The 21,441-nt window shown below is 33.0% G+C and carries 21 protein-coding genes, 1 tRNA gene and 1 other RNA gene; 13 read left to right on the plus strand and 10 right to left on the minus strand.

Translation table 11 applies throughout. The features are described 5' to 3' along the window. The first annotated feature begins 7 nt into the window (after window positions 1-7). The 3 genes from CAP47_RS04755 to scpA are packed head-to-tail and all read left to right on the plus strand — an operon-like array spanning window position 8 to window position 3,856. Window positions 8-340 carry an FtsB family cell division protein gene (locus tag CAP47_RS04755; RefSeq protein WP_093245752.1) on the plus strand — a complete coding sequence of 111 codons (333 nt, stop codon included), beginning with the start codon at window positions 8-10 and terminating at the stop codon, window positions 338-340. Next, window positions 337-1,719 carry a methylmalonyl-CoA mutase subunit beta gene (locus tag CAP47_RS04760; protein ID WP_100775617.1) on the plus strand — a complete coding sequence of 461 codons (1,383 nt, stop codon included), beginning with the start codon at window positions 337-339 and terminating at the stop codon, window positions 1,717-1,719. Before CAP47_RS04755 ends, CAP47_RS04760 begins: the two co-directional genes overlap by 4 nt. A gap of 10 nt (window positions 1,720-1,729) precedes the next feature. Further along, window positions 1,730-3,856, plus strand: coding sequence for a methylmalonyl-CoA mutase (gene scpA / locus CAP47_RS04765; protein ID WP_100775618.1), 2,127 nt, complete (start codon window positions 1,730-1,732; stop codon window positions 3,854-3,856). Window positions 3,857-3,887: 31 nt separating this feature from the next. Here scpA and holA read toward each other — a convergent pair whose 3' ends face one another. Continuing rightward, window positions 3,888-4,895 carry a DNA polymerase III subunit delta gene (holA, locus tag CAP47_RS04770; RefSeq protein ID WP_100775619.1) on the minus strand — a complete coding sequence of 336 codons (1,008 nt, stop codon included), beginning with the start codon at window positions 4,893-4,895 and terminating at the stop codon, window positions 3,888-3,890. A gap of 46 nt (window positions 4,896-4,941) precedes the next feature. Between holA and CAP47_RS04775 the strand changes: the two genes are divergently transcribed. The 4 genes from CAP47_RS04775 (at window position 4,942) to CAP47_RS04790 (ending at window position 7,494) form a co-directional block, all read left to right on the plus strand. After that, window positions 4,942-5,397, plus strand: a complete 456-nt coding sequence (locus CAP47_RS04775) for a type I restriction enzyme HsdR N-terminal domain-containing protein (RefSeq protein WP_093245771.1) — start codon at window positions 4,942-4,944, stop codon at window positions 5,395-5,397. Then, on the plus strand, window positions 5,394-6,386 hold the full coding sequence (locus CAP47_RS04780) for a glycosyltransferase family 2 protein (RefSeq protein ID WP_100775620.1): 993 nt from the start codon (window positions 5,394-5,396) through the stop codon (window positions 6,384-6,386). Before CAP47_RS04775 ends, CAP47_RS04780 begins: the two co-directional genes overlap by 4 nt. A 76-nt stretch (window positions 6,387-6,462) precedes the next feature. Beyond that, on the plus strand, window positions 6,463-7,299 hold the full coding sequence (locus tag CAP47_RS04785; RefSeq protein WP_100775621.1) for a flagellar motor protein MotB: 837 nt from the start codon (window positions 6,463-6,465) through the stop codon (window positions 7,297-7,299). 121 nt (window positions 7,300-7,420) lie between these two features. Next, window positions 7,421-7,494: transfer RNA gene (locus CAP47_RS04790), tRNA-Arg, on the plus strand. Between the two features lie 147 nt (window positions 7,495-7,641). Here the strand turns inward: CAP47_RS04790 and CAP47_RS04795 are convergent. The 4 genes from CAP47_RS04795 to CAP47_RS04810 all read right to left on the minus strand — a co-directional run bounded on the left by CAP47_RS04795 (window position 7,642) and on the right by CAP47_RS04810 (window position 10,354). Continuing rightward, window positions 7,642-8,232 carry an ankyrin repeat domain-containing protein gene (locus CAP47_RS04795; RefSeq protein ID WP_202820548.1) on the minus strand — a complete coding sequence of 197 codons (591 nt, stop codon included), beginning with the start codon at window positions 8,230-8,232 and terminating at the stop codon, window positions 7,642-7,644. 149 nt (window positions 8,233-8,381) lie between these two features. Continuing rightward, complete coding sequence (locus CAP47_RS04800) at window positions 8,382-8,855, minus strand: GNAT family N-acetyltransferase (protein WP_093244483.1); 474 nt, start codon at window positions 8,853-8,855, stop codon at window positions 8,382-8,384. A gap of 64 nt (window positions 8,856-8,919) precedes the next feature. Then, the gene (locus CAP47_RS04805) at window positions 8,920-10,047 is read right to left on the minus strand and encodes a mechanosensitive ion channel family protein (RefSeq protein ID WP_100775623.1); all 1,128 of its coding nucleotides are present in this window, start codon (window positions 10,045-10,047) and stop codon (window positions 8,920-8,922) included. Window positions 10,048-10,117: 70 nt separating this feature from the next. After that, window positions 10,118-10,354 (minus strand): hypothetical protein, encoded by a 237-nt coding sequence (locus tag CAP47_RS04810; RefSeq protein ID WP_100775624.1) that lies wholly within the window; start codon window positions 10,352-10,354, stop codon window positions 10,118-10,120. A gap of 199 nt (window positions 10,355-10,553) precedes the next feature. Here CAP47_RS04810 and rnpB point away from each other — a divergent pair. Next, window positions 10,554-10,867: RNase P RNA component class A (gene rnpB / locus CAP47_RS04815), an RNA gene on the plus strand. Window positions 10,868-10,878: 11 nt separating this feature from the next. On the opposite strand, the gene CAP47_RS04820 is transcribed toward rnpB, so the two are convergent. The 5 genes from CAP47_RS04820 to CAP47_RS04840 all read right to left on the minus strand — a co-directional run bounded on the left by CAP47_RS04820 (window position 10,879) and on the right by CAP47_RS04840 (window position 15,287). Further along, on the minus strand, window positions 10,879-11,460 hold the full coding sequence (locus tag CAP47_RS04820; protein WP_100775625.1) for a tRNA-(ms[2]io[6]A)-hydroxylase: 582 nt from the start codon (window positions 11,458-11,460) through the stop codon (window positions 10,879-10,881). Between the two features lie 2 nt (window positions 11,461-11,462). After that, window positions 11,463-13,310, minus strand: a complete 1,848-nt coding sequence (locus CAP47_RS04825) for a DNA polymerase III subunit gamma/tau (protein ID WP_100775626.1) — start codon at window positions 13,308-13,310, stop codon at window positions 11,463-11,465. A gap of 71 nt (window positions 13,311-13,381) precedes the next feature. After that, complete coding sequence (locus CAP47_RS04830; RefSeq protein ID WP_100775627.1) at window positions 13,382-14,431, minus strand: endonuclease/exonuclease/phosphatase family protein; 1,050 nt, start codon at window positions 14,429-14,431, stop codon at window positions 13,382-13,384. Further along, entirely contained in the window at window positions 14,431-14,595 is a 165-nt protein-coding gene (locus CAP47_RS04835) for a YqaE/Pmp3 family membrane protein (RefSeq protein ID WP_093244477.1), read from the minus strand. Before CAP47_RS04835 ends, CAP47_RS04830 begins: the two co-directional genes overlap by 1 nt. Before the next feature lie 2 nt (window positions 14,596-14,597). Continuing rightward, a complete protein-coding gene (locus CAP47_RS04840) occupies window positions 14,598-15,287 on the minus strand; it encodes a hypothetical protein (protein ID WP_100775628.1) in 690 nt (229 codons plus the stop codon). Between the two features lie 173 nt (window positions 15,288-15,460). Here CAP47_RS04840 and CAP47_RS04845 point away from each other — a divergent pair, with 173 nt between their 5' ends. The 5 genes from CAP47_RS04845 to CAP47_RS04865 all read left to right on the plus strand — a co-directional run bounded on the left by CAP47_RS04845 (window position 15,461) and on the right by CAP47_RS04865 (window position 21,397). Further along, on the plus strand, window positions 15,461-16,642 hold the full coding sequence (locus tag CAP47_RS04845) for a chloride channel protein (protein WP_100775691.1): 1,182 nt from the start codon (window positions 15,461-15,463) through the stop codon (window positions 16,640-16,642). A gap of 144 nt (window positions 16,643-16,786) precedes the next feature. Beyond that, the gene (locus tag CAP47_RS04850) at window positions 16,787-19,489 is read left to right on the plus strand and encodes a reprolysin-like metallopeptidase (RefSeq protein WP_100775629.1); all 2,703 of its coding nucleotides are present in this window, start codon (window positions 16,787-16,789) and stop codon (window positions 19,487-19,489) included. 107 nt (window positions 19,490-19,596) lie between these two features. Then, window positions 19,597-20,067 carry a GNAT family N-acetyltransferase gene (locus tag CAP47_RS04855; protein WP_100775630.1) on the plus strand — a complete coding sequence of 157 codons (471 nt, stop codon included), beginning with the start codon at window positions 19,597-19,599 and terminating at the stop codon, window positions 20,065-20,067. Window positions 20,068-20,096: 29 nt separating this feature from the next. Further along, window positions 20,097-20,606, plus strand: coding sequence for a GreA/GreB family elongation factor (locus CAP47_RS04860; RefSeq protein ID WP_100775631.1), 510 nt, complete (start codon window positions 20,097-20,099; stop codon window positions 20,604-20,606). After that, complete coding sequence (locus tag CAP47_RS04865; RefSeq protein ID WP_100775632.1) at window positions 20,606-21,397, plus strand: GNAT family N-acetyltransferase; 792 nt, start codon at window positions 20,606-20,608, stop codon at window positions 21,395-21,397. Before CAP47_RS04860 ends, CAP47_RS04865 begins: the two co-directional genes overlap by 1 nt. Window positions 21,398-21,441: the final 44 nt, after the last annotated feature.

The raw sequence follows: 21,441 nt of genomic DNA on the forward strand, positions 1-21,441 counted from the left end.
TTATACAATGAAGTTTAAGGAAATCAAACAAAAAAGATGGTTTAAAGTACTGGGGAATACTTATGTACTTGTGGGTTTGATTTTTTTAATTTGGATGCTATTTTTAGATACAAATTCATGGTTGACACATCGAGAACTCAATGCAGAAATCAATGAATTAAACAATAACAAAGCTTATTACCTCAAAGAAACTCAAAAAGATAAACAAACACTAAGCACGCTGACTGACAGTATCGAAATTGAAAGATTTGCGCGTGAAACTTACTTTATGAAAAGAAAAAATGAAGAAGTTTATATCATTGAGTACGAGGATAGTTTAAAAAACAACACATCAAAATGAGTGAAGAATTATTTAATGATTTTGAACAAATTTCTGAGAAAGCTTGGAAGCAAAAAATACAAGTTGACCTCAAAGGTTTGGATTATAACGAAACACTTGTAACATCAACGGCTGAAGGAATTGACATCAAGCCTTTTTATCATCAAGATTCGCATCAATCAATTAGTTTACCGCAAACAGATAATTGGCTCATCACCGAAAAAATCTATCTTGAAAACTACACATCTGTCAAGCAAATTGCAACAGATGTTATTGATAGAGGTGCAGAAAGCTTATGGTTAATTTTGCCAGAAGCAAATGAAGAACTCTTTGAATTACTTGATATCATCAACGCAAAAAAAGTTCCCGTTTTTATTGAGGCTTTAAAGTTTGATCGTGATTTTTTTGAAAAATTAGACCAAAAAATAAAAGCTCTTGATATTGATGTTAAGCTATGTTGCGATCCGCTCCATCACTTGGCTAAAACAGGCAACTGGATGAGTAATAAAGAAACTGATCTTAATAATTTCAGTCAATTGATTTCACTTAAAAATCTGAATCATCAGCTTTCAGTAGATGCGCGATTATATCAAAATGCAGGTGCAAACTTAACCGAAGAATTGGCCACTGCGTTATCACATCTCAATGAATATCTCAACATGATTGAATCGAGCCAAACTGATATAAAGAAATTTCATTTGAACCTCATCGTTTCTGTAGGCTCAAATTACTTTTTTGAAATTTCAAAAATTAAGGCTTATAGAATTTTAATAGAAAGTTTAGTTGAGACTTACACTTTTGATTTAGAGATCAATATTATTGCTGAACCCACGAAACGCAATAAAAGTTTATACGATTATAATGTCAACATGCTCAGAACAACAACTGAATGTATGAGCGCAGCTCTTGGTGGTGCAGATTGGATTAACAATTTAGCTTTTGATGAAATTTATCATAAAACAAACGAGTTTGGTGAGCGTGTCTCACGTAATCAACTTTTGATTTTAAAAAATGAAAGTTATTTTGATAAGGTTTCAAATCCAACTGATGGGAGTTATTACATTGAAAACTTGACGCAACAACTTTCAGAAAACGCTTTAGAACTGTTTAAAAAAATAGAAAAAAATGAAGGTTTCATCGATCAACTTTTTAAAGGTCAATTGCAAAAGATGATTAAAACATCTGCCGAAATCGAAGTTTCAAAACTTGAAAATCAAGATTTCGTTATGGTTGGTACCAACAAATACGAGAATAAAGAAGATAAGATGACTCACGAATTGGAGCTTTATCCTTTCCTAAAAAAGAAATCTCGCAAAACTCTTTTTGAACCCATTATGGAAACTCGAATAGCGTCAAAAATTGAACAAGAAAGATTAGCACAAGAAAAATCTAATCTTTAAAAAAGAAATCATGGCACGTCACAATATTCAAGATATCACACTCAAACTTCAATCTGAAAAACAGCAAGAAGTTAAAGAAAAATCCTCAACGGCTGAGGGAATTTCGATTAAGAAAAAATATTCAGAAAAAGATTTAAAAGAGATAAACCATTTGAATTTTGCTGCAGGGATCTCACCTTATTTACGCGGTCCATATTCTACCATGTATGTTCGCAGACCTTGGACAATTAGGCAATATGCAGGATTTTCAACAGCTGAAGAAAGTAACGCTTTTTATAGAAGAAATTTAGCCGCAGGTCAAAAAGGACTTTCTGTCGCTTTTGATTTACCAACGCATCGCGGTTACGATTCTGATCACGAACGCGTTATTGGTGATGTTGGAAAAGCAGGTGTTGCAATTGATTCAATTGAGGACATGAAAGTGCTTTTCGATCAGATTCCGCTTGATAAAATGTCAGTTTCCATGACAATGAATGGTGCTGTTTTACCAATTATGGCTTTTTATATCGCTGCGGCTGAAGAAACCGGGGTGACGACAGAAAAATTATCAGGAACAATTCAAAATGACATTTTGAAAGAGTTTATGGTCAGAAATACATACATCTATCCACCAACACCTTCAATGAAAATCATTTCTGATATTTTTGAATACACATCTCAGAATATGCCAAAATTTAACAGCATTAGTATTTCTGGCTATCATATGCAAGAAGCCGGAGCTACTGCTGATATTGAGCTGGCCTACACTTTAGCTGATGGTGTTGAGTATATCAAAAAAGGACTTGAAGCCGGAATGGATATCGACAAATTTGCACCAAGACTTTCATTTTTCTGGGGAATTGGAATGAATCATTTTATGGAAATCGCTAAAATGCGAGCTGCCAGAATGCTATGGGCAAAACTTGTCAAACAATTCAATCCAAAAAATCCAAAATCATTAGCTTTAAGAACACATTGTCAAACAAGTGGTTATTCTTTAACAGAGCAAGATCCGTTTAACAATGTCGCCAGAACTTGCATTGAAGCTTCAGCAGCTGCTTTCGGCGGAACGCAAAGTTTGCATACCAATGCACTTGACGAAGCCATTGCGCTCCCGACAGACTTCTCTGCGAGAATTGCAAGAAATACACAAATTTATCTTCAGGAAGAAACGCAAATCACGAAAACTGTTGATCCTTGGGCTGGTAGTTATTATGTTGAAAAGTTAACCAAAGATATTTCTGATAAAGCCTGGAAGCATATTCAAGAAGTTGAAAAACTTGGAGGAATGACAAAAGCAATTGAAGCTGGTATTCCTAAACTGAGAATAGAACAAGCGGCTGCGCAAAAACAAGCAAGAATCGACAGCGGAACAGATAAAATTATCGGTGTTAACGCCTACAGACTTCCTAAAGAAGATCCGATTGTTACTCTTGAGGTTGACAACCAAAACGTGCGCCGTCAGCAACTTGAAAAACTTGATAAAATTAAAGCTGAACGCGATCAAAATAAAGTTGATGAAGCTTTAAAAAATTTAACCAAAATTGCACGTGAAGAAAAAGGAAATTTATTAGCAAGTGCCGTTAAAGCTGCAAAAGCGAGAGCAACTTTAGGCGAAATCAGTATGGCATTAGAAAAAGTTTATGGCAGACATGAAGCCAAAATTCAGTCATTCAGCGGTGTATATAGTAAAGAGATGAAAACAGACGAATCATTTGAAAAAGCGAAGCAACTCGCAGACGAGTTTGCAGAAAAAGAAGGCCGACGCCCACGTATTATGATTGCTAAGATGGGACAAGACGGGCATGATAGAGGCGCAAAAGTTGTCTCAACTGGTTATGCTGATGTTGGTTTTGATGTTGATATTGGTCCACTTTTTCAAACCCCACAAGAAGCTGCAAAACAAGCTGTAGAAAATGATGTTCATGTTTTAGGTGTTTCATCATTAGCAGCAGGACACAAAACTTTGGTTCCTGAAGTGATTGAAGAATTAAAGAAAAGAGGGCGCGAAGATATTATGGTTATTGTTGGCGGCGTTATTCCTTCAGCTGATTATGATTATTTATTTGATGCTGGTGCCGTTGCCGTTTTTGGTCCTGGAAGTAAAATCAGTGATGCTGCAATACAAATTCTCGAAATTTTAAATGATTCTTTTTAAGAAATCATTTTTTGTTTTTCTATATATAAAACTATCTCATAATCTTTACTAAGAGTTCTTTGAGTAAATCACCTTGTGGGATTTGATGTGCTCCAACGCCCTTCCCTTTTAAATCTATCATTTTAATATGATGAATATTTTGCGTGGCTTGGCGTAAAGAATAAAATGTAGAAGCCTTGTTATATTCATCTGCAAAGAATGGATGTATGCCCAAGACTTTGGCAATGTTTCCTTTTGATCTATCTTTTAAGGCATGATATTTCACGATTTTTTGAAAGTAAGCGTAAAGTTGTGCTGTTGTTAAAAGCAAAGGATTATTCTTCGGATTTTGAGCAAAGTAGTTTATAATTTTGAAAGCCTTAGTTTCATCCCTCATCCCTATTGCTTTTGTAAGCTCAAAATTGTTGTAATCTTTACTGATACCAATATTTTCCTCTATAATTTCAGGTGTAATACGTGTTCCTGGTTCACAAATGCTTTGTATTTTCTCCAATTCTTTTTGGATGTGAGATAAATTCACACCCAGAAATTCGACCAGCATCATTGATGCTTTTGGTTCGATCGTATAACCTGCAGAATGCATGGATTGTGAAATCCATTCAGGCACTTGATTATCATAAATTGTTTTGGTTTGATAAAAAACAAAATTCTTTTTTAATAATTTAACTGCTTTTTTACGTGCATCAGCCTTTTTATACTTTACCACAAAAACAAGAATAGTTGTTGATTGTGGATTCTCAAGATATGAAACCAAATCGTCAATTTGCTTTAATAAATTCTGAGCTTCTCTGACAATAACAACTTGATGTTCAGCCATCATCGGGAAACGTTTTGCACTCGCGACAACTTCATCCATTGTCACATCCTTTCCGTACAAAACACTTTGATTAAAAGCTTTTTCATCTTCAGACAAAACAGTTTCTTCTATCGTGTCAGCAATTTTATCAACAAAAAAAGTTTCGTTTTCTCCAACCAAAAAATAGACAGGTTTGAAGTTTCTTTGTTTAATATCTTTGATGATTTTGGAAGATTCTTTCATAGGATGAAATCACTTTAAAAATGAAATTATTTAGTAGTTTTGGCGCATGCAAGTCTTAAATTTTCCCGCATATCACTTCGACCTCAAAAGTAATGAAAATAATAAGTTTATTTTTTCAAGACTCAGAAAAAAGTATTTACATTTTACACCAGAAGAATGGGTGAGACAGCATTGCGTTCAATATTTAGTCAAAGAAAAAAACTTTTCCATCAATTTACTCAATGAAGAGAAACAAGTGATGATTAATGGCATGTCTAAGCGTTATGATTTGGTTGGCTATCAGCCCAACGGAAAAATACGTTTACTAGTTGAATGCAAAGCACCTTCAGTTAAAATCACACAAGATACTTTTGATCAGATTGCGAGATACAACATGATATTAAAAGCAGATTACTTGATGGTCACTAACGGCATTCAGCATTATTATTGTCAAATTGATTATGAAAAAGAAACTTATATTTTCTTAAGAAGTTTACCAGATTTTAAATCTTTAAGAAAATGAAAACAGCTGTCGTTATTCTTAATTGGAACGGACGAAAACTATTGAAAGAGTTTTTACCTTCAGTTGTTTCTCACTCACAAGGAGCCAAAATATATGTGATTGATAATGCGTCAATTGATGATTCTGTCTCATTCTTAAAGAAAGAATTTCCTGAAGTTTTTATCATCCAAAATAAAGAAAACTATGGTTTTGCTGGAGGTTATAATCATGGACTAAAACATGTTAAAGAAAAATACTGGGTTCTTTTAAACAGCGATGTTGAAGTTACGCCAAACTGGATTACACCCCTCATTAAAACTTTAGAATCCTCACCAAACATTGCAGCAGTTCAACCAAAAATCAAATCTTATTTAGAAAAAAATAAATTTGAATACGCAGGGGCAGCTGGCGGATTATTAGACAAATTGGCCTATCCTTATTGTCGAGGTCGAATATTTGACATTGTTGAAGAAGACCATCAACAATATGATGAAAACTGTAGAATTATGTGGGCAAGCGGTGCATGCTTTGCCGTGAAGAAAGAAATTTATGAAAATCTAGGTGGTTTTGATGAAGATTATTTTGCACATCAGGAAGAAATTGATTTATGCTGGCGGATGCATAATTTTGGTTTCGAAATTTGGTACACCTTTGAAAGTGAGGTATTTCACCTAGGCGGTGGTACTTTAAACTACAATAACCCTAGAAAGACTTACCTGAATTTTAGAAACTCACTTTACAACATTATTAAAAACACACCAAAGCATACAAATTTTCTTATTTTACAACGATTTATGCTTGATGTTTTAGCGAGTCTTAAATTTCTTTTTGCTTTCCAAATAAAAAATTTTTTTACTGTTTACAAAGCTTATTTCAGTATGATACTGAATTTCAACAAGATGAAAAACAAGAGAAAAAATACGTTTAGTGATGTTAAATATTATAAGATCAAAAGTATAGTTTGGCATAGATATTTCAAAGGAAGGAATCACGAAAGCAGTATTAAATAAAAAAATTGTTAATATCAATCTTAATGCTGTCTAGTGTCGTATTTTTGTTAATCAATAAATTTAAAATTAGAATCTCATGAAAAAATTAATTGGCATTGGTTTAATGGCCGTATTACTAATGGGAACTTCATGTGTGTCGAAGAAAAAGTATTCACAACTTGAAAATGACCTGAAGAAAACCGAAAATGATTTAAAATCAGCTGAAATGGCTCTTAGCGTTTGCGAAGAGAAAAAAGCAAGTTTTAAAGATCAAGTCAATACCTTGAAAAACACCAACGCTGCTTTATTAAACAGTCAAGGAGACTTAGCATCGTTATCTAAGAAAGGTGCTGAAAACTTGGAGCGTTCATTAGAAAGCATTCAAGAAAAAGATTTACAGATCAAAACAATGCGTGATGCAATTAATAAAAAAGATAGTGTCACTTTAGCGCTTGTTACAAGTTTAAAAGGAGCTTTGGATGATGTGAATGATGAGGATATTGAAATTAGTGTAGAGAAAGGAGTTGTTTTTGTCTCTATTTCTGACAAACTTCTTTTCGGAAGTGGAAGTTATAAGATCACTAGCGACGCTAAACGTGTTTTAGGAAAGGTTGCTAAAGTTGTTAAGGACAAATCAGACTTTGACTTTATGGTTGAAGGACATACTGATAATGTGCCAATTTCAAGAGAATGTTTTGAAGATAACTGGGATTTAAGTACTAAACGTGCAACTTCTGTTGTGAGATTATTACAAAACGAATATAACGTTGATCCTAAACGTATGACTGCTGCAGGACGTAGCGAATACTTGCCTGTTGCTAGCAATGATTCAAAAACAGGTCGTGCTAAAAACAGACGTACAAGAATCGTTGTTTTACCTAAATTAGACCAGTTCTTTGGAATGATTGAAGAAGGTATGAAAGACGCTAAATAATTAGAGTTCAAAAAATATTTGATAAAAGCTGTGTTTTTCGAAACACAGCTTTTTTATTTTATTTATGTGAATAAGTCTTGCAGGAATAAATAAAAAGATTAACTTTGCAACCGCAAATTAAGGTCGCATAGCTCAGCTGGATAGAGCACCTGCCTTCTAAGCAGGCGGTCCCAGGTTCGAATCCTGGTGCGATCACTAAAAACCTCTTGATTTTCAAGAGGTTTTTTTGTTTTATGAAGTATATATTTGTCACCTGTTTTGAGAACTAAATCTATGAGTTGAATACTTTATCAAACGCTTTACATACATGTATTGTCAATAGAACTTTAATTTATCTAATTTTTAATGAGCTCCGGCTTTTTCTAAAATAGTTACAATACTTTTATAATCACTTCTTTTTGCATGTTGAAGCGGAGTAATTCCGTTTTTGTCAGGGATGTTAACATCGCAATCTGCTTCTACCAACAATTGAACTATATGCGTATGAATCTCACCTCCATCGCCTAGAACAATAGCTTCCATTAAAGCAGTCCAAGTCAAATTATTAATATGATCAATAGGATAATCTTCAATTTTCAACAACTCTTTTACAACTTCTGTGTGGCCTCTCTCACATGCAGGAATAAGTGCAGTACCTCCATATCGGTTTAAAACCATGTGATCAGCTCTGCCTGTTTTGAGAATAGCCTTAAGTATTTCTATATAACCTAATGCTCCAGCATGTAAAAGCGGAGTTTCAAGTCTATCGTCTTGTGCGTTTACACTTGCACCAAATTTTATAAGTAATTTGGATGCTTCTAGGTTATTTTCATAAGTAGCTACCATCAAAGCTGTTCTTTTATTAGTATCAGTGGCTTCAAGATCAACTCCCTTTTTTAATAGATTTTGTAATTTTTCAATTTCATTATTTTTGGCGGCCTTTATCAACTCCATTTCCATTTTATTATTAGTGTTAATAGATTTTTGTCCACAAACATTAAGAGTACTGAATATCGTGAAACAAAAAATCATTGCTATGTCCTTCATCATCTAAAATTATTTTTTTATTTAAATATAAAATCAAAATTCGTCACAATTATATTTTATTGCTCTGTATTTAATCTCATTTTTAATAAATCCTCTGTAAAACCCTTTTTCTTGTAAGCTTTTAAAGCACTTTGATTCTCGGCATAAACATCTAATTGTACTTCAGTAATGCCATTTGCTTTGTTGATATCAATTAATGCATCAATGATTTTTCCATTAACTCCTTTTCCTCGATGTTGTGGTTTTACAAACATAAAACCTAAGTAGGCATATTTACCTGGCTTTTTAAAAGGCTCTGATGTTTCAATAACAGAATATCCTGTACCGATTATATCATCGTTTAGTGTTGCAACTAATAAGTATGAATCCTTATCATGAATAAGTTTTTCTAAATCGTAGTATTGGATTGGATCATTTTTAAGATTTGGCGCAAATGGTCGTTCGTACATAATAACCTCTTGTTCAAATTTTCTAAGCAAATCGAGATCAGACAACTTGGCTTCACGTATATTAATATCAGTTTTGAACATTATTAAACTTAAAGTTGATATTTGATTTATTGAACTAAATTAATCATCAGTGTGATTAATATTTTTATTCATCTTCAGAAGAATCATTTTCATCAGATGTTTTTAAATTTTGATTTAAATTAAGGGACGCATCTTTTGTCGATAAAAGAGTTCGGTATGGAATGGCCATTTCAATTCCTGCTTTATCAAAATCTTTTTTAATTTGTTCGTTAAGCCCACAACCAAGATCGTAGACATCATCATAATTTTTAGCCCAAGCCCAAACTCGAATTGTAATTGCATTTTTATCTAAACTAACGACAGCCGTTTTAGCGCGCGGCACATCTCTATCAATTTCAAATTGAGAACGAATGTCAATCGATAAAGGATGATTTTCGCAGGCTTCTTTCATAATTTTTCTAGCCAAATCAATATCACTATCATATGCTATAGAAATTTCAAGTCGCTTACAGGCTTTTTTATCATTAAGATTATAATTGATCAACCTTTCTTTATTAATGACAGAGTTAGGGATAACAATCATTTGATTATCAAAATTTCTAATAACTGTGTGTCTTAGGGTGATATCTGAGACTGTTCCCATATTGGTATCTGACAACTCTATAACATCTCCAATTTTGAATGGTTTGAAAGCAATGATAAACAAACCTCCTACAACATTAGATAAAGCTTCTTGTGATGCAAAACCTACAATGATGGTCAAAACTCCTGCTCCACCTAAAGCTGTTTTTGCAACAACTCTTAATGACGGAAAGGCATATAAAACTGAAATAGCTCCTAAAAAATAAATAAAAACAGTAACAAAATATCTAATGAATTTAAGATTGGTTGTATCTCTATTTTGAGATAACCTTTTACTGATATTATACTTTACGATAAAATCTGCAAAAAGAGCAACTAAAATTGTAAAAACAATCACCAAGCCTATATAAGTTGCAAATTTGAATTTCTCAACTAACATGGTGTAGTTCTCTCTGTTTAAAAAAATTGTACTGATTGCAAGAAGCGCTACAGCAATGATGATTACTGAATTAATCCTTCTGACTAAAAGCAAGGCTTTTTCATCATCAGGAGCATAGCGTTCAACAAGCCATTTAAGGGTTTTTTTGTTTAAAGCCAATAAAATTATAGCTACGATTAAAACCACAGCTATAAAAATAATCTTGTCTAAATACTCAATCAGTAAATCCATTGACAGAAGTTTTCACAAAGATAACTGACTTAGGTAACCTAAAAAATAAACAGTTAAAATGGAGACTAATTTAGGCAGCTGAAACTAATTCACCAAGTGCTTGATGAAGTTCATCAATGGTGTTGTAGGTATTAATTTCGGAGATGTCTTTATCAGGATTTCGTCTTACTTCTAAATAATAAGATGACATTAAAAACAAGCTATACCTGATGTTGTTTTCAGAAAAATCTCCAATAAAACGGCCAAAATCGTGTATGGCTTTAATCTTTTGTTCTGTTGACAATTTGTCAAAAATTCTTTTTTTCATAATCATAATTGGTTTGCTTCAAATATAAGGCTTAAAAGACTAACAATCAATCTAAAGAATGAAGAAATGTTTACATAAATGATAAATTTTAGTTAAGAATTTAAAGAGATATTAAATGTTGTTAAATTTACTAAATCAACTTATATTTTTAAATAATTTAAACTAAACAGTTCAAATTGAAGAATCGAATTATCTTTGCAACGCAGGTCGCCTTATCGCACTTTTATAGTGAGGAAAGTCCGGACACCAAAGCACAGCTTAGCGGGTAACTCCCGTCAATTTATAAGCAATTATAAATCGGACCAGTGCAACAGAAAGCAAGTACAGTTCGGCTGTAGTGAAACCAGGTAAACTCTAGGCGGTGAAATACCAAGTAAACCAAGGTTTGAGGCTTGTGCGGTCGATCTTGGAGGGTTGGTAGCTTGAGTTTGGCAGTAATGTCAAATCTAGATAAATGATAAGGCATTAAGTTTGACTTAATGACAGAATCCGGCTTATAGACCTGCATTTTTTTAATGTTTCAATTAGCCATGAACACTTTTACCTTTCTCAAAATTTTTGACAATCTCGGCTTCAAAATCTAGCAACTCATTCCATTTACGATTAACAGTTTCTAATTCGCCATACTGACGAGCAAAATTTAGAAACATTGTGTAATGGTTGGCTTCACTGATCATTAAAGCGCGATAGAATTTACGCAATTTAGGATCTTCTAATTCTACAGACAATAATCTAAAACGCTCACAACTTCTCGCTTCAATTAAACCTGCATAAAGTAATCTATGCACTAATTGATCGGCTCGGCTTCCTCCTTTTGGAAAAAACTTAAGCAACTGATTGACGTATTCATCTTTTCGATCACGCCCTAACTGAATATTGCGCTCTTTTAAAAGATTATGAACCATTTTAAAATGACTCATTTCTTCCTCCACAAGCTCTGTCATTGCAGTGACTAACTCCTCATATTCAGGAAAACTAACAATGAGGGAAATTGCTGTAGATGCTGCTTTTTGTTCACAATAAGCATGATCAATTAATATTTCTGAAATATTCTTTTCGGCAATATTTGCCCATCTTGGATCGGTTGGTAATTTAAGTCCTAGCATAATTATGAAAAATCTAAATCTAATTTTTGACGTAAGTTATCAATCGCTGGATTGATTTCCTTGAGTTTGTTGTACTTTTCTTTATCCGTGTAAACGTACTTTGTTTTTTCAACTTCATTATGATTGATATCAATATGGAGCTCAATATAGGTGTTTTGAAGCTTCTCTTTCAAAAAGGCCATTAACTCACCTTGAGATTGCATAATCTCAACACGCATTGTGTCGTTAGCGACTTCAATTTTTATTTGCTGACCATCAATTTTAGGAGAACACATCCCAATTGTTGAAGCTAAAATTTTTAAACCATTTGCTTCCAATTGATCTCTATAAGCCGTCCAAGCGTTTTCAAGTTCCTCTTGACTGAAGTCATTATCCTTATGTTCAACTTCACTTTTTAATCTTTCCTGCTCTGCTTTTAGTTCTTTTTTGTGACGTAAACCTTTGAGCGATAAGCCTGAAGGCTTATCCGGTTTTCGGGCTGGAGGATTGGATTTAGTTGGCTCTTTATTTTCTGGTTGTTTGATTTCACTATCAGCTAAAACCTCATCTTTAACTTGACTCTTCTGTTCTTTTTCAACCTCTGTTTTTTCTGATGTTTTATTTTCAGATTTCTGCTGAATGGTTTCTGGTTTATTTTCGGAAACTAATGTTGACGATTTTAAATCAGAATTTTGCTCTTCTTTGGTTTTGGGATAATCCTTAGATTCTTCTTTTGTATTATTTCTCTCAGCTTCTTGAGGCGTTATGATTTTGGTATCAAGCTTTTTTTTTTGAAGATTCTCTCCGTTCTGGGCTGTAATTGAAGCCAATTGCATTAAAGAGATTTCAACATGCAAACGTTGATTTCGGCTTAATTTATAATCAAAATCACAATTATTTGTGAGCTCTAAAGCTTCTAATAGAAAGCTTTGAGAGACTCTTTCTGATTGTTCAAAATATTTTGATTTAATCAACTCTCCTACTTCCAAAAGTTTGATTGTATTTTGATTTTGACAAACCATCAAATCTCTAAAATGAGAAGCTAATCCTGATATAAAATGCTGACCATCAAATCCTTTAGAAAGCACATGATTAAAAGTCATGAGAAGATCTGCTATTCGGTTTTCCAGAATTAAATCTGTGACTTTAAAGAAAGTTTCATAATCAAGCACATTTAAGTTTTCAGCAACAGCTTGTCTTGTCAATTCTGTGCCGCAATAACTAACAACTCTATCATAAGTAGAAAGTGCATCTCGCATCGCTCCATCAGCTTTTTGAGCTATGATATGAAGCGCATCATCCTCAGCATTGACACCTTCTTTTATTGCGATTTCTTTAAGGTGTTCTTTAATGTCAGTAACAGTGATTCTTTTAAAATCAAAAATTTGACATCTTGATAATATTGTTGGAATTATTTTATGCTTCTCAGTTGTCGCTAAAATAAAAATAGCATGCTTTGGTGGTTCTTCTAAGGTTTTCAAAAAAGCATTAAAAGCTGATTGAGATAACATGTGAACCTCATCAATGATATAAACTTTATACTTTCCTGTTTGTGGAGGAATCCTGACTTGATCTGTTAAATTTCGAATATCTTCAACAGAGTTGTTTGAAGCGGCATCAAGTTCAAAAATGTTAAAACTATAATCTTTATCTTCAGAAGGAGAGTCGTCTTCTCTTTCGTTAATCGTTTTCGCTAAAATTCTGGCACATGATGTTTTCCCAACACCGCGAGGCCCTGTAAAAAGAAGCGCTTGTGCTAAATGATTATTTTTTATTGCATTTAATAAAGTGTTGCTAATCGCTTTCTGACCAACGACATCTTCAAAATTTTGAGGTCTATATTTTCGTGCTGATACTACAAAATGTTCCATAGCACAAATATAAGTTTATCTCTAAAATTTGTTACTTAAAGCTGATTTATTTTAAGTCTAAAAACATTTGATTATTCTTCAAAAGCTTCTTCTATTTTTTCATCGGCTTCCTTTTCATCTTCTTGATTAGCCTGAGGTTCTTTTTGAACATTTTTAGCTTGAGATGAAAAATAAAGTTGTGTAACAATTGGAAAATGATCAGAATCAATACTAGACAAAACCTTCATGTCTTTCAGCATAAAATGTGATGAGTGAAAAAAGTGATCAAGAGGCCACCGCAAAAAAGGATATTGCGCATGAAAAGTGCTGAAACGCCCTCGACCAATTCTGGAATCCAGAAGTTCACTTATTTTCTTAAAAAGTTCAGTTGATTTTGACCAGGCGACATCATTCAAATCTCCACAAACAATGACAGGTTCATCAACTTGGCTAATTTCTTTAGCAACGACTAATAATTCTGCATCACGATTGGTTGATGTATCATTCTCAGTCGGGCTTGGTGGTTTCGGGTGTAAAGCATAAAACAAAACTTCATTACCATCTTCTAAAACAATTTTTGTTTTGATTGAAGGAATGTCATCTTCTACCAAAAATCTAATATCTGTAGATTTTAGCTCCAATTTTGAATACAAATGCATACCGTATAAATTGTCTTGAGGAATTTTAATTTGAACTGGATAATCTTCTTCTAGAACACGCAATTGATCTTCCCACCATTGGTCGGTTTCCACACAAAGCAATACATCTGGTTTTTCTGAATTAACGTGATTTAATAATTTTCCAGAAGAACGATTTGGGGTTAACACATTACTGACCATAATTTTGATAGTCGGTAAATCTGTTTCTCCTTTCAGCTTTTTCACTTCAACTTTTCTCAATCGTGTGTAGCGCATCACCTTTTTGAGTTGATATGATGTCGCCAAAATCATTGTGATAAAGCTGATGATGTAAACTAAAGAATCATCAAACAAAAATATGTTGATAATGATTAAACTAAAGCCTAGTACTAAAAATTGAACTCGAGGAAAATCAAAGATACGCACTGTCCAATGCGAGATTTTCACAAAAGGCATAATTGCGGCCAATGTGATAAAAAAATTAAGACTAATAAGCCAAAGCATTACTTATCATTTTTTGCAATCACCCAAATCGCATGAACGATGCCGGGTACAAAACCTAAAAGTGTAAGCAAAATATTGATCCAGAAAGATTTACCAATACCCACTGTAAAAAAAACACCTAATGGTGGTAATATAATTGCAAAAATGATTCTTAAAATACTCATATCTATTGAAGTTTATAGTCTGTTAATTTGGTTAAATTCTTTTTTAAATCATGTTTTTTCAGGTTATAAGTCACCGTGTAAAAATAAGATAGCAAAAGTAGTAAAAACGAATGTACTAATATGTATGAATATATTTCAGTAGATCGTGAATATTGTAAAAGAATTTGTGGTAAAAAAATTATAGGAAATATCACCTGAAAAGAATTCTGTATGGTCTCATTAATCAAGCTAGTTGTTTTCCCCAGACGCTTTGATTTGTTTTCTCTGCTGAGCTTAACAAAGTGATAAATAAAGAAAACAAGTAAACCTCCAGAAGAGAAAATAGTGAAAAAATTTTGTATTCCTGTTTGATAAAACACAGTTGCACACAAAATATAAATCAATATTAAAAGAAGATGTTTTTGCTCAAAAAATTTCTTTAAATAATATTTTATAAAATGCTTGGTATAGGCGAAATGTATTTTATTAATATATTTTTCTTCGATATCAGAAAACCCATAAACACCATAGGACTTGAATGCAACCTCTAAAGCTTCTTCAAAACCTATCTTTGGATTTTTCTGACGAACTTTATCTATCTTCTCAGCGAGTTCTTTAACAAAATAGCGTTGAAGCTCAACATAAGTCACAAAGTGTTCTTTTGTAAAAAGGTAGAGTCTTTTCGTTTGTTGATATGTCAGTTTGGATTGCATCCTATAAAAATACACTTTTTAAAAAGACATGCAAATTTCTAAAAAAGTAAATCTTATTTTCAAAAGTAAGTTGATACATTTGCAAAGTTTATTCATAACTAATATCAGCCAAATTGAAATCACGATTTCAAAAACTACTTAACCTCAAACCTTTTGTCATCCAGCCAATTTTTATGCTTTGGGCATTATTGGGTATTATCAGTGGTATCATTGCAGGTGTTTATTGGTTGATACTAGATTTCATCATACATCAAGTTTCTGTTTTTGATAACTGGACTGTCATTCCTTTGATGAGTTTTGCTGGTTTAATGGCTGGTTTAATTATTCATTTTATTGGAGACCCAGGTGAAATACATTTAATTGTTAATAACATTCGCTTTAATAAAGGGAAGCTTGACCCAAAGCAAAATCCATCCATGATTCTTTCTTCTTTATTTTGTGTAGCAGCAGGCGGAAGTTTAGGTCCTGAAGCTCCTTTGGTTCAAGTGACTGGTTCAACAGGTTCATGGCTCGGGAAAAAATTCAATCTTTCAGGTGAAAAGTTACGTTCAATGACAATTGCAGGAATGGCATCAGGATTTACAGCTTTGTTTGGCGCTCCTTTAGGTGGAAGTTTATTTGCTTTAGAAATTTTACATCACAGACACGCAGTTGAATACTACAGAGCAATTATTCCTGCTCTTGTTTCCAGCAGTTTTAGCTTTATTATTTTCGCTTTAATTATTCATTTAGGCTTAGGCGCAACTTGGATTATTGAAACATACGAATATAGCGGTGTTTCTGATTTTGCAAATGTTGTCTTATATGCACTCATTGCCACTATATTTGGATGGATTTTTATACACACGATAAATTTATTTAAAAAATTATTCCAAAAAATCAGTGTCCCTATTTATATCAAAACAACAATTGGCGGTATTTCATTAGGAATCATAGGTTTTTATTTTCCACTAACACGCTATTTCGGTCATTATGAAATCAATACATTGCTAGGAACAGATTTTACACTGTGGTGGTTAATTGCTCTATTAATTTTCAAGATTTTAGCTATTGCTATTACTGTAACCTCAGGTTGGCGAGGTGGTTTCATTATACCTTTATTTTTTTGCGGAGCGACTTTGGGTCTAATTTTAAATTCAATTTTTCCTCAAATTAACTTAAGTCTAGCAATCGTCAGTTGTATGGCCGCAATTAATGCTTGCGTGACGCGTACGCCAATGAGTACAACTATACTTCTAGCGACATTAACGGGTTTTTCTTATTTCATTCCTATTTTATTTGCGAGTTTAACGGGTTATTTCCTTGCACCAAGAATGCCTTTCATTGGTTCTCAACTTAAAAGAACAGAAGATTAAATATAATCAGTAGAAAGAATATCATTCAGTGTAACCTCTTTTAAGTCATCTAACATTTAACTTAATTAAATCAAAAATAGAATTCATTTAAATTTGCATTCCTTAAAAAACCTTTAAATTGCTAGCAAAAATTTAGAAAATATTATGCAATTAAAATTACCCTACTTCGTAATTATGATTTTGATGATTAATCTTTCTTTTGCACAAGAAAACTATTGGTCACAAATTGATGAGAATAAATTAGAACAAAAAGAAATTCTTGAAACCTTCTATGAAGTCAAGTCTAAAAGCACTTACCACTTAAATTTTGATACTGTCAAATCAGAGCTGACAAATGCTCCATATAGATATGAAGCTTCAGATAGTCAGGTTCAAATTGAAATACCTGACGAAAATGGCGATGTGAATACTTATAAAATTTTCAAGGTCAAAACAATGTCAGATGAGCTAGCGGAAAAGTTTCCAGAAATTAGTTCTTACATTGGAATAAGTCAAAAAGAAAAATCACATCGATTAAGAATGACATCAACACCTCAAGGTTTATATGCCATGGTGTTAAGACCGCATTTAGGAAATTTGATTATTAACCCTATCACTCAAGATGCGCAGTATTATTCTGCTTTTAATAAAAAGTACACGAATGAAACTGCTGCTTTTAATTATTGTGACAATACTGAAGAAGTAGATTACAATTCTAATTTAACAACTGACGACTATGAAACTCTTGATGTTGATGACTCAACTTTAAGAACCTACGATTTAGCGTTAGCTACTACTGGCGAATACTCACAATTCCAGATTAATCAAGCCGGTTTAAATAATGCACCTCAAAGTGAGAAAATTACAGCTGTTTTAGCAGCAATGACAGTCACTATTGATCGTGTTAATATGCTTTATGAAAGAGATGTTGCTGTCAATTTACAATTAATAGGTAACACAGATGACCTTATTTATTTAAATGCAAATTCAGATCCTTACACCAACAATAATGGCAGTGCATTGTTAGGTCAAAACCAACAAAATATAGATTCTACAATTGGTTCTAATAATTACCATATCGGTCATGTCTTTAGTACTGGCGGCGGCGGTATTGCATCTTTGGGTTCAGTTTGTATGACAAACTTTAAAGCAAGAGGAGTTACTGGTTCTGCTGCTCCTGTTGGCGATCCTTTTGATATTGATTATGTATCTCATGAAATCGGACACCAATTTGGTGCAAAACATACTTATAACAATTATTGTAATGGTCAAAGATCAAATGATTCATCTGTTGAACCTGGTAGCGGAAACACAATTATGGCTTATGCAGGTATTTGCCCTCCAAATACAAAATCTAATAGTGATGATCATTTTCATCAATTGAGTATTTTTCAAATTTATAATAATATCACCAATGGATTGGGGGCTACTTGTCCAACCATAACTTCTATTCCTAATACTGCTCCGACTATTACAACCGACTTAAGTTACAGCATTCCAAACGGAACGGCTTTTTATTTAGACGCTGAAGCAACTGATGCCGAGAATGATGCTTTAACTTATAACTGGGAACAATATGACGTGGAAGTTAGTAATCAACCACCTTTACCAACCAATATACAAGGACCAAACTTTATATCAAATTCTTCATTAACAGAAACAAGAAGATATTTTCCTAAATTTGAAGATGTCCTTAACAACAACTTAACGCCGACTTGGGAAGTTGTTCCTTCAACGCAACGTAATATGGATTTCACTTTAACAGTGAGAGATAATAATATTAATGGTGGTCAAACAGCGAGAAAAGATGTAACTGTTAGTTTTAAAAGCGTTGGCCCTTTTAAAGTGACCTCTCAAAACCAAACTGACATTAATTGGATTCCTGGTGAAACTGAAACTATCACATGGGATGTTGCTGGTACGACAGGCAATGGCATCAACACATCAAATGTTAACATCCTTTTATCAACAGACAACGGAGAAAATTTTGATACGGTTTTAGCTTCAAATGTTGCTAACAATGGAAGTTATGATATTATTGTACCTAACGAACAAGCTGCTTTTTGTAGAATAAAAATTGAGCCAGTTGATAATATTTATTATGCATTAAACCAAACAACATTTGCTATTGACACAAATATTCAAACAAATTGCGAAACATATACTAACAATACAGCTGTTGATATTCCTGATGGAATAGGCCCAAACCAACAAGGCCCTACTGCTAGCAGTACTATTAATGTAACTCAAGACATGAGTGTTGATGATATTAATATTAATGTTGATGTCACCCACCCTGATGCTGGTGATCTTGTTGTACAATTGGAAGCACCAAATGGTGAAATAATCTTATTGTGGGGCAGAAACTGTGCCGATGGTTCTTTTAATATCACTTTTAACGACAATGGAAGTACTTTACCAGGTCAGGGTTATTCTTGCAACTCTCCTGTAACTGGCACTTATACAGCTTATGATGGTTTGCTTTCGGATCTTACAACTGGAAGTGTTCAAGGAAACTGGACTCTTGCAATAGGTGATTTTTATGATACTGTTACAGGAACACTAAATTCTTGGTCTATTGAAATGTGTACCACAACTTTAGGCCTTGATGATCAAAGTCTTAGTGATTTTAGTATTTATCCTAATCCTACTAATGGAGAATTTAGTCTTAATTTTTCAAAGGCACTAAATAAAAATGCAACCGCAAAAATTTACTCTTTACAAGGTCAAGTGATAGAAGAAATCAATTTAAGCAGTCAATCGACTTCACATCAAATTAAATTAACAAATGCTCTTCAAAGTGGCGTTTACCTGATTGAAGTGAATGATGGTCAATCTAAAAGTGTAGAAAAGTTAATTGTTAGATAAACTTTTTAAATAAATTATTTCATAAAACGCATGGAGTTATTCTTCATGCGTTTTTGCTTTAATCAAGATAACATTTATAAATTTGTTCATCAACAAATGATCGAGAAATGATAAATTCTAAAGACTTAAAGATTATTCCTTTTGAAGAAAAATATGCAGATGATTTTAAGCGCATTAATATAAACTGGTTAACCCCTCAATTTGAAGTAACTCCTTCTGATGAAAAAGCATTGAATAATCCTCTTGACGAAATTATCAACAGAAATGGTTACATATTTTTAGCCCAAAAAGACCATCAAATTATTGGTTGTATCGCTCTAGAAAAAATTGACAAAAAAACTTATATGTTAAGTAGAATGGGAGTTGACTTGAAATACCAAGGCTTAAAAATTGGACAGAGGCTAATGGATGTAAGCTTATCTAAAGCAAAAGAACTAAATGCTAACAAGCTTTTTCTTTATACAAGTTATCAATTAGTTAAAGCAATTAATCTCTATTTTAAAAATGGATTTAAAGCTGTTCCCGTTGGTCAAGCTCCTGTTGACAGAGCAACTTTAAAACTAGAAAAAAGTCTATAGTATTTTGTAACTTATCTGAAAAATAAATTATGAGTAGAGCATTTGTTAAAGAAGGAGATCAAGAAGAACAGCCATTCATTCCACCTCGTGCAGATCTACCTATGAATGTGCCTAACTATGTCACCCCAAACGGACTCGACAAATTAAAAAACGAAAAACAAGAACTCATTGAATCACGTCAAGAAGTTATTGACAATCAAAAAGATGCTGAAAAAAGAAAATCTTTAGCACTGATCGAAGGTAAATTACAACTCTTACAAGAACGGTTGAATAACGCCAAACCAATAGATTTAAAGACACAACCGACTGACAAAATTAAATTTGGTGCACACATTGAACTCAAATTAAATGGTAAAAGCAAACAAAACTTTCAAATAGTAGGTGTGGATGAAGCTGATGTCATGAAAGGGAAAATCGCTTTTACTTCTCCTCTAGCCAAAAAACTCATAAATAAGGAGGAAAAAGACATTGTCGAACTTAATCTCAAAGACCGAACTCAAAGATTTGAAGTGATAAGCTTTAACTATGCTGATAAATAGTGAAACAAAATAATCAAGAGCTTTTACAAAAAGCTTATAAGAATCTAAAGGATTCAATTAAGCTACAAATCATCAACTTAAAAGAAGTCAATCTTATTGAAACTCCTCACTACATGATTTACAGCATCGGTGTTGAAAGCACTGATGCTCATTTGAATGGTGCAATATGTCTCAACGATGACTTTGCCGAAGAAATGATGCATAAAGCTGACAAATTTTTTAATAAACTGAATTTAGATTTTTCAGTTTGGGTAAATAGTGAAGCTAATGCTAAGCTAGAAAAGCTATTGATAAATAAAGGATTAACTGCGAATAGATCACCTGGATCAGCAGTGATGCATATTGATAAAAAAATCAATGATCAAAATTTTAATCACTCTTTTCAAGTCAAAAAAGTTAATTGCAGAAAAGAAATCGACGACTTCGGTGAAGTTATAAAGCAAGCTTTTAGTAAAACTCAACATGTCATTGATAAAATGTTTGAAACAGATAAAACATTGCTGCATAACGATATCATCGCCCACATCATTTATAAAAACGAAAAACCTTTGTCAGCCGTGATGACTGTATTTTCTGAAGATATTGCTGGCATATATTGGGTCGGAACTTTAGAGAAAGCTAGAGGTCAAGGTCTTGGTAGTCTAGCAACTCAAATCGCAACAAATATAGGTTTCGATCACGGTAAAAAACAAGTTATTTTACAAGCTTCTGAACTAGGAGAAAGAGTTTATAAGAGGTTAGGATATAGAACAATTACAAGATACAGAACTTATACTGTGAAAAGATCTTAGTTCTTCGGAGTGGAATCTATGATTAGGCTTAAAAACAAGAAAAC

The organism is Psychroflexus sp. S27, from assembly GCF_002810405.1.
Classification (GTDB): Bacteria; Bacteroidota; Bacteroidia; order Flavobacteriales; family Flavobacteriaceae; genus Psychroflexus; species Psychroflexus halocasei_A.

What these genes read in the sequence shown, in the direction of transcription:
- CAP47_RS04755 (WP_093245752.1), top strand. Translation starts at nt 8, where the DNA reads ATGAAGTTTAAGGAAATCAAACAAAAAAGATGGTTTAAAGTACTGGGG.
- CAP47_RS04760 (WP_100775617.1), top strand. Translation starts at nt 337, where the DNA reads ATGAGTGAAGAATTATTTAATGATTTTGAACAAATTTCTGAGAAAGCT.
- scpA (WP_100775618.1), top strand. Translation starts at nt 1,730, where the DNA reads ATGGCACGTCACAATATTCAAGATATCACACTCAAACTTCAATCTGAA.
- holA (WP_100775619.1), bottom strand. Translation starts at nt 4,895, where the DNA reads ATGAAAGAATCTTCCAAAATCATCAAAGATATTAAACAAAGAAACTTC.
- CAP47_RS04775 (WP_093245771.1), top strand. Translation starts at nt 4,942, where the DNA reads ATGCAAGTCTTAAATTTTCCCGCATATCACTTCGACCTCAAAAGTAAT.
- CAP47_RS04780 (WP_100775620.1), top strand. Translation starts at nt 5,394, where the DNA reads ATGAAAACAGCTGTCGTTATTCTTAATTGGAACGGACGAAAACTATTG.
- CAP47_RS04785 (WP_100775621.1), top strand. Translation starts at nt 6,463, where the DNA reads ATGAAAAAATTAATTGGCATTGGTTTAATGGCCGTATTACTAATGGGA.
- CAP47_RS04795 (WP_202820548.1), bottom strand. Translation starts at nt 8,232, where the DNA reads ATGGAGTTGATAAAGGCCGCCAAAAATAATGAAATTGAAAAATTACAA.
- CAP47_RS04800 (WP_093244483.1), bottom strand. Translation starts at nt 8,855, where the DNA reads ATGTTCAAAACTGATATTAATATACGTGAAGCCAAGTTGTCTGATCTC.
- CAP47_RS04805 (WP_100775623.1), bottom strand. Translation starts at nt 10,047, where the DNA reads ATGGATTTACTGATTGAGTATTTAGACAAGATTATTTTTATAGCTGTG.
- CAP47_RS04810 (WP_100775624.1), bottom strand. Translation starts at nt 10,354, where the DNA reads ATGAAAAAAAGAATTTTTGACAAATTGTCAACAGAACAAAAGATTAAA.
- CAP47_RS04820 (WP_100775625.1), bottom strand. Translation starts at nt 11,460, where the DNA reads ATGCTAGGACTTAAATTACCAACCGATCCAAGATGGGCAAATATTGCC.
- CAP47_RS04825 (WP_100775626.1), bottom strand. Translation starts at nt 13,310, where the DNA reads ATGGAACATTTTGTAGTATCAGCACGAAAATATAGACCTCAAAATTTT.
- CAP47_RS04830 (WP_100775627.1), bottom strand. Translation starts at nt 14,431, where the DNA reads ATGCTTTGGCTTATTAGTCTTAATTTTTTTATCACATTGGCCGCAATT.
- CAP47_RS04835 (WP_093244477.1), bottom strand. Translation starts at nt 14,595, where the DNA reads ATGAGTATTTTAAGAATCATTTTTGCAATTATATTACCACCATTAGGT.
- CAP47_RS04840 (WP_100775628.1), bottom strand. Translation starts at nt 15,287, where the DNA reads ATGCAATCCAAACTGACATATCAACAAACGAAAAGACTCTACCTTTTT.
- CAP47_RS04845 (WP_100775691.1), top strand. Translation starts at nt 15,461, where the DNA reads ATGCTTTGGGCATTATTGGGTATTATCAGTGGTATCATTGCAGGTGTT.
- CAP47_RS04850 (WP_100775629.1), top strand. Translation starts at nt 16,787, where the DNA reads ATGCAATTAAAATTACCCTACTTCGTAATTATGATTTTGATGATTAAT.
- CAP47_RS04855 (WP_100775630.1), top strand. Translation starts at nt 19,597, where the DNA reads ATGATAAATTCTAAAGACTTAAAGATTATTCCTTTTGAAGAAAAATAT.
- CAP47_RS04860 (WP_100775631.1), top strand. Translation starts at nt 20,097, where the DNA reads ATGAGTAGAGCATTTGTTAAAGAAGGAGATCAAGAAGAACAGCCATTC.